Source organism: Streptococcus sp. 2100 (genome assembly GCF_013276335.1).
Classification (GTDB): Bacteria; Bacillota; Bacilli; order Lactobacillales; family Streptococcaceae; genus Streptococcus; species Streptococcus pseudopneumoniae.
In genome coordinates, this window is sequence record NZ_VMKV01000029.1 from 1 (window position 1) to 11128 (window position 11128).

Genomic DNA, 11128 nt, shown 5'->3' on the forward strand with positions numbered 1-11128 from the left:
CTCAAAACTGTGTTTTGAGCTGACTTCGTCAGTCTTATCTACAACCTCAAAACTGTGTTTTGAGCAACCTACGGCTAGCTTCCTAGTTTGCTCTTTGATTTTCATTGAGTATAATTCTCCACCACTCTCAATCATAAAAAGTAAACTAGAAACAACAAAATCATAACTTAATAAAAATATCGAAAGTTTTGAAAATAAACCTCGATATTTTTGTTTTTGTTTTATTTTGTTGTTTTTGTATTTGAATGATGAGCTAGTTTATGGTAAGATAGTAGTAGGAAACGAGGTGATAATATGCTCAAACAAGAAAAATTAACCAAAATTTTAGAAACAGTAAATAGTAAAGGAACCATAACGGTTAAACAGATTATGGACGAAATAGCCGTTTCAGATATGACTGCAAGGCGCTATTTACAGGAATTAGCTGATAAAGATTTGCTGATTCGTGTGCATGGTGGAGCTGAAAAACTTCGAACCAACTCCCTTTTGACTAATGAGCGATCAAATATTGAAAAACAAGCCCTCCAAACGGCAGAAAAACAAGAAATAGCCCGTTTTGCAGGCAGTCTAGTAGAAGAAAGAGAAACTATTTTCATTGGACCAGGAACAACATTAGAATTTTTTGCACGTGAGTTGCCTATTGACAATATCCGCGTCGTGACCAACAGTCTACCTGTTTTTCTGATTTTAAGCGAACGAAAATTAACAGATTTGATTTTGATAGGTGGAAATTATCGCGATATTACAGGTGCTTTTGTTGGCACATTGACCCTACAAAATCTCTCTAATCTCCAATTTTCTAAAGCTTTCGTTAGCTGTAATGGTATTCAAAACGGAGCTCTAGCTACTTTTAGCGAGGAAGAGGGAGAGGCTCAACGCATCGCTTTAAATAATTCTAATAAAAAATATTTACTCGCAGATCATAGTAAGTTCAATAAGTTTGATTTTTATACTTTTTATAATGTATCAAATCTTGATACTATTGTTTCAGATTCTAAACTAAGTGATTCAATCCTTTTTGAGCTATCTAAACATACTAAAGTCATCAAGCCTTAATCAACTGAAAGATTCTGGGTAACAACTCAATTTCAGAAGAAAAAAAAGTAAATCTTCCCACAATAAAACGCATAGTATCAAGATTTTTCAACACCTGATATTATGCGTTTTTCTGTATCAAAGATTTTTTGCCCAATTGCTTTATCTGCAACCTCAAAGCTATGCATTGAGAAATCTGCGACTCGCTTCCTAGTTTAAAGTTGCTCTTTGATTTTCATTGAGTATAAGCAACGTGATTAGATAAGAGTTTTGCAGAGTACTAGATATAAGATTTAACTTTTTTGAGCAATTGGTTACGATTGTTGAAACGGCATAAAATCTGAATCAAAGGAGATAGTATCCCATTCTTCAGGATTGATAAAATTTAAAAATAGATTTTTAAATTCTTCCAGCTCATAATCTGAATGACAAATCCATTCTTTACCGGTCGAGACATACCATTTCCCAAGGCTTTTCAGTTCTTCATTCGTCAAACACGGTATTTGAGAGCATTTTTCAAAGTTGATAATATAAACTTTTTCATAAATAGATTGGATAAAATCTTTGAACATCTTTTTGCCTCACTAAAATTCTATATCTAATGACTCATTCTACTACTCAATCACTTGAGTTTCCGCTACTTTCTTGTACCAGTGAGCTGATTTCTTAGGATAACGTTCTTGAGTTTCAAAGTCTACATAGAAGAGACCGTAACGTTTTTCATAACCATTTGACCATGAGAAGACGTCCATCAATGACCAGATGAAGTAACCTTTTACATTCGCTCCATCTGCAATCGCATCAGACAAGACCTCTAAGTGTTGTTTGACATAATCAATACGTCCATCATCGTAAACAGTATTATCAACGAACTCATCTTTATAACCAAGTCCATTTTCAGTGATGTAAATCTTTTTGTAGTTAGGATAATCTTTCTTCACGCGCATGATTTGGTCATACAAACCTTGAGGGTAGATAATCCAATCCCAATCCGTACGTGGCACATAGTCAGGAGCTACACGACGACCAACACCTTTAATTTGGTATTTAGAGCTTCCTTTCTCACCCTTACCATTATGGATAATTTCAGTTTCTCCATCAAAGGCTTCCATCCAGTCACTCATATAGTAGTTGATTCCTAGGAAATCGTTCAAGTCTTTCGCAGCTTCTAATGCTGTAAAATCTTCTTCACGAAGATCTAAGCTACCACCATTAACTGATAAAATATGGTTGACACCTTCCATCGTTTCAGCTGAATAGCGACCTAGATAAGTTGCATCCAAGATAAATTTATTGTGGATGATATCTTCCAACTCAGCAGCGCGAACATCTGCTGGATTTTCAGGATCTAGAGGATATTTAGTAGGCAGTGCGTGAATAACACCAATTTCACCTTTATAACCTTTATCTTTATATAGCTTGACTGCACGCGCATGAGACACCATCATATTGTGGTGCGATTGGAAGACTTTGGCAAGATCGTACTGAATACCTGGAGGGAATTTACCAACCAAGTATTGACCATCACCGATTGGCCCAATTTCATTAAAGGTTGTCCAATAGTTTACTTCTGGAAATTCTTCAAAACAGAAGGCAGCGTAGTCTACAAAGTGTTCGATATTTTCACGGTTTAAGAAGTCGCCATTTGAGTGGAGAGCTTCTGGCGTGTCAAAATGATGAAGAGTTACAAAGGGCTCAACATGACGTTTGTGACACTCTGCAAATAGATTATGATAAAACTCAACACCTTTCTGATTTACTTGACCGTAACCAGTCGGGAAAATACGTGACCAAGCAATAGAAATTCGAATACCATTGACACCATACTCTTCTGCCAACTTGAGGTCAACTGGGTATCGATTGTAAAAATCACTGGCTGGTTCTGCAGTGTACCAGTAGTTATCTTCAAGATATTTATCCCAAGCAACTGGTCCTTTTCCATCAGTATGCGTAGCACCTTCTGCTTGATAGGCAGCTGTTGCGCCACCGAAAATAAAGTCTTTTGGAAGTGTTTTTGTCATTTTTTTCACCTATTTCTTGATTTAAAATAAAGTAAAAGTGAGAGGAGAGGAGTCAGTGAGCCATCCTTCTCCATCTCACTTCTTGTACCAAGTCACCGAATTGTGACATGAGGAGGTAAAAACAATGTCTTTTTACCGACGAATTAACAAGGCGATTAGGAAATTCGCCATAGCGATTTCCATAACGATAGGAGACTATTTCAGAGTCCCTATCGTTAATCGAATTGTGACATGAGGAGGTAAAAACGATATCTTTTTACCGACGAATTAACAAGGCGATTAGGAAATTCGCCATAGCGATTTCCGTAACGAGAGGAGACTGTTTCACAGTCCCTATCGTTAATCGAATTGAGCTTGTACGAATGCAAGAGCACCTTTTCCATCACGGGTTAATTTGATGTATTGAGCGCCTTCTGTCTTGGCAAGTTTAATATCGAGTTTATCGGTTTCTGCTTTCATATCTTCAAAGTTTGAAGCAACTTGAGGAGCAAGGATAACCAAATCAAACTCTGGCAGCATTTCACGGTGAGCACCATAACCACCTGCTGCTGCTTTCACAGGAACATTGTACTCTGCTGCTGCCTTGTTCAAAGCATTTGCAAGAAGTCCACTTGTACCTCCACCTGCACAGAGAACGAGGACATTTGTTTCTTCAGTGATAGTATTTTGTGTTGCTTCTACACCCGCTTTTTCAAGAATAGCATCTGCTTTTGCAGTGTTAAAGTTTGCAGCAACTTTTTCTTTCAATTCGTCATTAGACTTACCTGAACGTTCTTCTTCAAGAATTTGTTCATCATAGACCTTAAGGAATGGATAGTAAATGACTACGTCAACCACGATTAGAAGGGCAGCAAGAATGAATGATAGAACTTGGAAGTTCGTACCAAGAACTAGACCTAGTGGAGCTGGAGTTGTCCATGGTAGATTAGCAGTAAATGAGTTCATTCCAAGAGTTTCAATAAAGAATTTGAAAATCCAAACGTTTGCGATTGGAGCAAAGATAAATGGAATGAAGAAGATTGGGTTCAATACAAGCGGTGCACCAAACAAGATTGGTTCGTTGACACCAAAGAAGGTTGGAACAACAGACGCACGTCCGATTGCACGGTTACGTTTTGATTTTGTTAACCACATGAACATGAAAGGAACAACCAGTGTCGCACCAGTACCACCCATGGTAACGATAAACATTTGTGTACCAGAAGTAAGAATCTTGTCAGCGTGCATACCTTGTTGGAGAAGGTTCAAATTGACTTCGGCATTTGCATAGGTAATAGCTGCGATAGCTGGTTCAACGATAGATGGACCATGGATACCAACAAACCAGAAGAAGGCAAAGGCACCAAAGATAATGGTGATACCTAGATAACCATCAGCAGCAGAGAATAATGGTGCAAAGAATTTACCGATTGATTCTGCTACACTAGCACCCACAAAATGACGTGCTATTAAATCAAGAGCATAAAGAGAAACCACTGATAGAGTGAATGGAATCACATCTTTAAAGACTTGTGAGATATTTGGCGGAACTTCGTCAGGCATGCGAATAGTGACATTATTCTTAACACAAACCTTATAGATAGCTACGGTAACAAAGGCAGCAAGGAAGGCTGAAAGCAAACCTTTTGTTCCCAAGAATCCAGTAGCTAGACCATTTTCGATAGGATCAGCTGCCAACATCAACAAACCAACAATTGCTGCCAACAATGTTGACATATAGTTGATTTGATTGGTTTTCTCCATGCTTCGATTGACTGAGTCAGTCAAAGATTTAGCTGTTGTACCAGCTACCAAGAGAGCCAGAATTCCCATTGAATAGCTGTAAGGTTTCATCAGAAAAGCTACAACTTCATCAGACCATTTAAAGCCCCATGAGTTTGGTACAAAGGCAATCAAGATAAAGATACTTGAGAAGAGAATAACAGGCATACCAGCAATAAAACCATCACGAATAGCACGAAGATAGATATTACGAGATAGTTTTTCAAAGAAAGGCTTTCCTTTCTCGATAAATGCAATTAGTTTATTCATTATTTAACTCCTCTCTTGTAGAGTTCGATTAAGTGGTGCATCAAATCTTTTAACAAGATAGTTGTCATCAAGTGATCTTGACCATGCATCATGGTTACACTATAAGCTAAGTCCTCGCCAGCTGCTTCCTTAGTCAATAGACTTGTTTGCGCGTGGTGAGCCTCTGCAATACAGCTACCAGCTTCCTCTACCAGAGCGTCCGCTTTTTCAAAATCACCAGCTTCAGCAGCCTTCAAGGCTTCTAATAGTTTTGAACGAGCATCGCCAGCATAGGCTACGATTTCAAAACCTAACAATGTTACTTCTTCTCTATTCATGATAGAATTCTCCTTATATAATTTTAAATAATTTTTATGACAATAAACGTTGGATATGTAGAACTAGATAAACTCGTTCACTTTTATACAAATCAAGACCCGTATGTTGCGTAATCACATCATAGATCTTGGAACCAATCTCGAAGGCTTTTGGATAGGATTGTTTAATATGATCTTCCATATCCAGAAGTGATTGGTTATCATCTCTGGATCTGTCTAAATAATCCAAGAAATAATTCAAATGGATCATAAAGCGATCATAGAAATGGTTATTCTCTTTGGTTCGTTGAATTGCATATTCCTTTAGAACTTCCTCAACATTCCTGAGAATTTCTTTCCTCTTATCAATCGACTCCACAAGTTCCACTTCATTTTCACCTTCGGCATTGATGAAATGATAAGCAATCCGAATAATCTCGTCCTCAGGAAAATGATCTGCTAGCTTCTGACGGTAAATTTCAAAAGCTTCATTTGCGATTTGAAAAGCGACAGGATACTTAGCGGAAATATCTGGCAGATTACTATCCTTGTACCTTCCTTGTGCTAGAGCTTGGTAAGAACAGTAAATATGATCTGTCAAGGTTACGTAGAGATACTCTTGAATCGGATAATGATATTTCTTTGATAGCTTATCAATGATTTCATAAGTCACTGTGATAAAATCAAGCGGAACATCTTTGAGGAGAGCCATAAAGTTTTCTCTTGACTCTTCGGTCTTCATCCGAAAGATTTTCTCAACCTGATGTTCAGCAATCAAATCCCCTTTCTTCTTTCCGAATGCAATCCCCTTACCAATCACAATCACTTCTTCTCCCTTATCATTTCTGACAAGCGAGACATTGTGATTCATTGGATTTAGAATTCGATACATGTCAACCTCCTTTTATATTTTAAAGGTATATGAGTATAAAAAATGACCACAAATGAACTAGAAAATCAGCCGATTTCTAATTCACCTGTGATCATGCCTAATATTACTTAGTAACACTCACCTTGTATTAACTTGTGATTTAAGTATAACACAAGTAAGTTATTTTGTAAACCTTTACATACAACTTTTTTTAAACTTAACTATGTTCTAAAATTCATCAAACAGAGGATCTGTTTTTATTTATTTTTGTAAATCAAAACAAAAACAGGAAGACAGAAAAATAAAAAAGTAGCTACATTTTTAAAATTCATTAAATCTAATAAACAAAGAACACAAGAAACTATAAAACAAAATACGGTTATTTTTTTAAACGAACTATTCATAAAGAAATAACCTCTAAGGTAAATCTATGGTGTAAACAAGGTTCACAAACGGCACTTCTACTGTAGCTACAGCAACTGTCCAATAATTTTCTACAGCAGTTTTTACAGCCCAGCCAATCGCACCACTTATTACAGCAACAAATCCAGATGTAACAGGATTAACCGCAAATTGTTTCAAATGCCATCCAGCATATCCAGTAGCGAAAGCTCCAGCAGCCCAGCCACCCATCCCCCTCACTTGAGGACCAAGATTGAAACGAAAACCTACAGGACCTCTTTCGTAAACGTTGGGTAACTCTTTTACAGCTTCATACATCAAACTTGCTTCTTGTACAGAAATACCAATATTTTTTGCTAACTCTTCAGGAGTGCCTTTTAAATTTATATTTCCAAATTTATCTACATAAAAATAATCTTCCAAAATTTGACCAGCATTTACAATATCTTCTGAAACCGAAACATTATAAAATTTATTCCCATCAACATTCAAAACAATATCATTTGCTTTATCTACTGTAGTTAGGGCACTATCTGCAAATACAGAACCACTAACCATAGGTAAGGCTGATGAGAATATTGAAACAATACCTAGTCCTACAACTAACGCTTTAAAACTCTTTTTAGTAGCCGTTTATCTTCTCCTTTTATAAAACAATGAATGAAATGTGCATCTAAATATAGTTTATTCTGGCAATATTGTTTCCGTATTTTTCCTTCCTAGCTCGTAAAATAAACTATATCCTATTTTTATTATACTTCATATAGTTACTTTCTAATTCATATTAACTTGTGATTTAAGTATAGCACAAGTAAGTTATTTTGTAAACCTTTACATACAACTTTTTTTAAATTTTTTTAGATTCATGTTCCTAAACTAGGAGGACTTTCTTACACGCGTTCTTTCCATGAAGTTGCTGTTCTTTGAAGAACTTTGTTGAGTTCGTCAATGTTTTCAAATCCAGTTGTGCGAAGCCATTCGCGAGCTGCTGCTTCACCATCTTTGATGTAAGCTTCAACTGATCCTGCCCATGTAGCACGGCCACAAAGAACTCCGTTAAAGTTTGCACCTGATTCATGAGCAAATACAAGAGTATCTTGGAAGAGTTTAGCTGATACACCAGCACTCAAGTAGATGTATGGCAAGTTCGTTGCTTCATCTTGCGCTTTGAAGAAGGCTGCTGCTTCTTCACGTGTATAAACTACTTCACCTTCAGCGAAGCCTTCAACATATTTAATGTTAACAGGAACTTCAACTTTCAAAACATCAATGTTAAAGCGTGGGTCTGAAAAGACTTTCATAGCGCCGATAACTTTGTGTGGTTTTACTTTAGCGTATTCTACAGAACCTGCATCCGCAATTTTTTCATCGTAAGCAAGGATTTCAAGGAAGAATGGGATATCTTCAGCCACACACTCAGAACCGATGCGTTCGATGTAGGCTTGTTTTTCTTGATTGAGTTCGTCTGAGCTATCTACATCATAGTAAAGCAAGAATTTAACTGCATCTGCACCTTCTTCTTTAATACGTTTTGCAGACCAAACATCCAAGCAGTCTGGCAAGCGTTTTGTGCTTGTTGTGTCATAACCTGTTTTTTCATAAGCAAGGAGAAGACCAGCTTTTTCATCAAGAGCTTTAGTTGCTGGAAGTCCATACTCAGGGTCAAGAAGCATAGATGAAGCATATTTAGTCAATTCATCTGCTACCAAGACTTTAAGTTCTTCCATTTGGGCCACAGTTGGTTCTTCTGTTTGGTGTTGAGCCATGAGGCGTTTCAAAGCACCACGTTGGTCAAATGCAAGAGCTGAGATGATACCATTTTCATCAGAAAGTTTTTCTAAGCGTACACGTTTTTGTTCTGTTAAAGCCATTTTATACCTCTTTTACTATTAATTGATCATATAGAGCTTGATAGTTGGCCATGTTGACATGACCAGTCATTTTTTCTTGAGCATTGAGCATACCAAGGACATTTGCCTTGATGAGTAATTCTGCATCCGATTCTTTGTGAAGAAGTCCTGAAGAAATTCCTGCCACAGTAGAGTCTCCAGATCCAACAGGATTTACCACCTGAATTCTAGGAATATCTACCTTGTAGAAAGTGTCACCATGTTTGGCAAAAGTACCGTTGGCACCAAGTGAAACGATAATCCATTCAATCCCTGCAAACAAAGGTTCTTGAAGTACTTCTTTTAATTCATCCAAATCCTCAGAAACTTCTCTTCCAAGAAGCTGAGACAATTCTTCATTATTTGGTTTGATGACTGTTGGTTTATGGGGTGATTCAAGAACAGCCTGAAGTGCTGCACCTGAGCAATCCAAGACTACAGGCTTGCCAGCTTGATTAGCAAGTTCTACCAAGCTCGCATAGTAATCAACTGGAAGGCCAGCTGGCAGACTACCTGAGATGGCTACTACTTCAACTGACTCCAAGAGTTTTTTGAAATGTTCCAAAAACTCTTGACCTTCCTGTTCCAATACTTCAGGACCTTTTTCAAGAACCTCTGTTTGGTTGTCTCCGTGAAGAATAGCGATACAGTTACGAGTTTCTCCCTGAATTGAGAAGAAATCTTTCTTTACTTGATCATCGATATGTTCAACCAAAAACTCACCAAGTTTGCCACCTACTAAACCAGTAGCAAGAACAGAATCCCCAAATTCTGAAAGTACTCGGGTAACATTGAGCCCCTTACCACCAGCCGTTTTGCTTACATCCACCACACGATTGACAGTATCAATCTTTAACTCATCCAAGGGATAGGAAATATCAATGGATGGGTTCATTGTGACTGTTAAAATCATAGGTCACCTCTTAGTCGTGGTATTCTCCGCGATCCCATTTTTCAAGGAATTCAGTGAAGAAGTTTGCGTCTGTTTGTTGAGAATTGTGACTTTCAAGGTGTTCAATTTTCGCAATCAATTTCTTGTTTTCTTCAGATGGTTTGTATTCAGCATGGATGAAAGCTTCGATGATATCACACATAAGCAATTCACCAGTAATCTTACCACCAAAACCGATAACGTTAGCGTTCAATTGCTCTTTAGCATAAAGGGCTGTTGTCATATCACGAACCAAGGCAGAACGAACACCTGGAACTTTATTTACAGCGTTGTTGATACCAACACCAGTACCACAGATACATACCCCAAGATCAGCTTGACCGCTAGTTACAGCTTCCCCTACTTTTTTACCAAAGATTGGGTAGTGAGTACGTGTATGGTCATAGGTACCAAAGTCAATAACTTCATATCCTTTTGATTTCAAAAATTCTGAAACCGCCATTTTTTCATCTGTTACGATGTGGTCACATCCAATTGCAATTCTCATTAGTTATTCCCTCCGATTAATTATATAAATCTAATATCATTTATCCCTACTCAAGAAAAATCAAGATTAGCTTAGGAAGCGAGCTGCAAGCATAACTGAGGTTAGCTAAAGTGAGCTGACAACAGATTATCTTGATTTTTGAAGAGTATTAGCACATTTTATTCAACATGTCGACCCGGATTTGATGACGTCCACCATCGTATTGACCGTTAACAAATCCTTTAGCGATATTTTTAGCCAATTCATCACCAACAAGTTGTGCTCCCATAGTGATCATACGTGAGTTGTTGTGGCCACGAGTCATATAAGCTGAACGTTCGTCAGAAACTTCTGCAGCAACCATTCCTTTGATCTTAGTTGCGACCATAAATGGACCAGCTCCATAAGCATCAATCACGATACCAAGGTTTTGTTCTTCTTTGTTTACTTCTGCAGCAACAGCGAGAGTCACATCAACAAAGTCTTGACCTTCAGCTGTAACATCCACAAGGTGGAAGTTTTCTTTTTCCAAGAAGTCTTTCACAACTTCTTTCAATCTCAAACCTGCAGCATCTGCACCGATAACAATAGACATATTGTATACTCCTTTTATTTTTTCTATGCTGGATTCCAGCAGTGTATTGGCTGTCTTTAAAAAACAGTCAATTAGTCCTCACAAACATAATATACTACTATTGTTTGAAAAAGTCAATAGTTTATGTTTGTTTTTGTTGTTTATTTTTTTGATTTTTTATAAAACTTCTATCTCAAACCCTAATTCTTCAACCTGATTGGCTTCTAAGAGACGAACATTCTTCTTATCTTCTAAATGATTTTCTGCTGAATTTTAAGCAGACTATCATTTCTCTTTTTAGAATCAAAAGGTCGAGATTGTGGAATCTCTACAGGAACAATAGGTTGTGGCATTCAAATATCCTCCAATCGTTTTACTTTACGAATAGTATACAGGAGGTCTTCCGTAACCGCCCAATAACGAAGTATATTGAAAAATCTCCAGACTAGAGAACTCACGGATAGTTCCTAATCTGGAGATTTCTTATTTACACTTTTCTTGTACAACTTTAGTCCATGGTAAATAAGCCTCTAAAACCTCTTTGTTTACGAGAGTTTCCTCGTTTGGAAGACATTCTAGAAGATAGGATAG

The 11128-nt window shown here is 37.3% G+C and carries 11 protein-coding genes and 1 pseudogene; 1 reads left to right on the forward strand and 11 read right to left on the reverse strand.

Annotated features, from left to right (window positions below; all coding sequences use genetic code 11):
• The first annotated feature begins 294 nt into the window (after positions 1-294).
• A complete protein-coding gene (locus HT669_RS04720) occupies positions 295-1056 on the forward strand; it encodes a DeoR/GlpR family DNA-binding transcription regulator (protein ID WP_172922736.1) in 762 nt (253 codons plus the stop codon).
• Positions 1057-1349: 293 nt separating this feature from the next.
• Here HT669_RS04720 and HT669_RS04725 read toward each other — a convergent pair whose 3' ends face one another.
• From HT669_RS04725 to HT669_RS04775, 11 genes and pseudogenes are all read right to left on the reverse strand, one after another.
• On the reverse strand, positions 1350-1607 hold the full coding sequence (locus HT669_RS04725) for a DUF3884 family protein (protein ID WP_112443722.1): 258 nt from the start codon (positions 1605-1607) through the stop codon (positions 1350-1352).
• A 42-nt stretch (positions 1608-1649) separates the two neighbouring features.
• Positions 1650-3056, reverse strand: a complete 1407-nt coding sequence (lacG, locus tag HT669_RS04730) for a 6-phospho-beta-galactosidase (RefSeq protein WP_172922737.1) — start codon at positions 3054-3056, stop codon at positions 1650-1652.
• A 339-nt stretch (positions 3057-3395) separates the two neighbouring features.
• Positions 3396-5087 carry a lactose-specific PTS transporter subunit EIIC gene (locus tag HT669_RS04735; protein WP_172930287.1) on the reverse strand — a complete coding sequence of 564 codons (1692 nt, stop codon included), beginning with the start codon at positions 5085-5087 and terminating at the stop codon, positions 3396-3398.
• Positions 5087-5404 (reverse strand): PTS lactose/cellobiose transporter subunit IIA, encoded by a 318-nt coding sequence (locus HT669_RS04740; RefSeq protein ID WP_004260646.1) that lies wholly within the window; start codon positions 5402-5404, stop codon positions 5087-5089. Before HT669_RS04740 ends, HT669_RS04735 begins: the two co-directional genes overlap by 1 nt.
• Positions 5405-5438: 34 nt before the next feature.
• Positions 5439-6275: a transcription antiterminator gene (locus HT669_RS04745; protein ID WP_050223389.1), complete on the reverse strand. Its 837-nt coding sequence runs from the start codon at positions 6273-6275 to the stop codon at positions 5439-5441.
• Between the two features lie 396 nt (positions 6276-6671).
• Complete coding sequence (locus HT669_RS04750) at positions 6672-7214, reverse strand: hypothetical protein (protein ID WP_023396293.1); 543 nt, start codon at positions 7212-7214, stop codon at positions 6672-6674.
• Between the two features lie 332 nt (positions 7215-7546).
• Positions 7547-8527 (reverse strand): tagatose-bisphosphate aldolase, encoded by a 981-nt coding sequence (lacD, locus tag HT669_RS04755; protein ID WP_001229137.1) that lies wholly within the window; start codon positions 8525-8527, stop codon positions 7547-7549.
• A gap of 1 nt (position 8528) precedes the next feature.
• On the reverse strand, positions 8529-9458 hold the full coding sequence (locus tag HT669_RS04760; RefSeq protein ID WP_172933646.1) for a tagatose-6-phosphate kinase: 930 nt from the start codon (positions 9456-9458) through the stop codon (positions 8529-8531).
• 10 nt (positions 9459-9468) lie between these two features.
• Positions 9469-9984 (reverse strand): galactose-6-phosphate isomerase subunit LacB, encoded by a 516-nt coding sequence (gene lacB / locus HT669_RS04765; protein ID WP_172933647.1) that lies wholly within the window; start codon positions 9982-9984, stop codon positions 9469-9471.
• Between the two features lie 148 nt (positions 9985-10132).
• Positions 10133-10558: a galactose-6-phosphate isomerase subunit LacA gene (gene lacA / locus HT669_RS04770; RefSeq protein ID WP_000029273.1), complete on the reverse strand. Its 426-nt coding sequence runs from the start codon at positions 10556-10558 to the stop codon at positions 10133-10135.
• A 156-nt stretch (positions 10559-10714) separates the two neighbouring features.
• Positions 10715-10798: pseudogene (locus tag HT669_RS04775) on the reverse strand (aldose epimerase); the annotation flags it as partial.
• Positions 10799-11128: the final 330 nt, after the last annotated feature.

Excerpts from the sequence above, each read along its gene's own strand:
- HT669_RS04720 (WP_172922736.1), top strand. The coding sequence starts at position 295 with ATGCTCAAACAAGAAAAATTAACCAAAATTTTAGAAACAGTAAATAGT.
- HT669_RS04725 (WP_112443722.1), bottom strand. The coding sequence starts at position 1,607 with ATGTTCAAAGATTTTATCCAATCTATTTATGAAAAAGTTTATATTATC.
- lacG (WP_172922737.1), bottom strand. The coding sequence starts at position 3,056 with ATGACAAAAACACTTCCAAAAGACTTTATTTTCGGTGGCGCAACAGCT.
- HT669_RS04735 (WP_172930287.1), bottom strand. The coding sequence starts at position 5,087 with ATGAATAAACTAATTGCATTTATCGAGAAAGGAAAGCCTTTCTTTGAA.
- HT669_RS04740 (WP_004260646.1), bottom strand. The coding sequence starts at position 5,404 with ATGAATAGAGAAGAAGTAACATTGTTAGGTTTTGAAATCGTAGCCTAT.
- HT669_RS04745 (WP_050223389.1), bottom strand. The coding sequence starts at position 6,275 with ATGTATCGAATTCTAAATCCAATGAATCACAATGTCTCGCTTGTCAGA.
- HT669_RS04750 (WP_023396293.1), bottom strand. The coding sequence starts at position 7,214 with ATGGTTAGTGGTTCTGTATTTGCAGATAGTGCCCTAACTACAGTAGAT.
- lacD (WP_001229137.1), bottom strand. The coding sequence starts at position 8,527 with ATGGCTTTAACAGAACAAAAACGTGTACGCTTAGAAAAACTTTCTGAT.
- HT669_RS04760 (WP_172933646.1), bottom strand. The coding sequence starts at position 9,458 with ATGATTTTAACAGTCACAATGAACCCATCCATTGATATTTCCTATCCC.
- lacB (WP_172933647.1), bottom strand. The coding sequence starts at position 9,984 with ATGAGAATTGCAATTGGATGTGACCACATCGTAACAGATGAAAAAATG.
- lacA (WP_000029273.1), bottom strand. The coding sequence starts at position 10,558 with ATGTCTATTGTTATCGGTGCAGATGCTGCAGGTTTGAGATTGAAAGAA.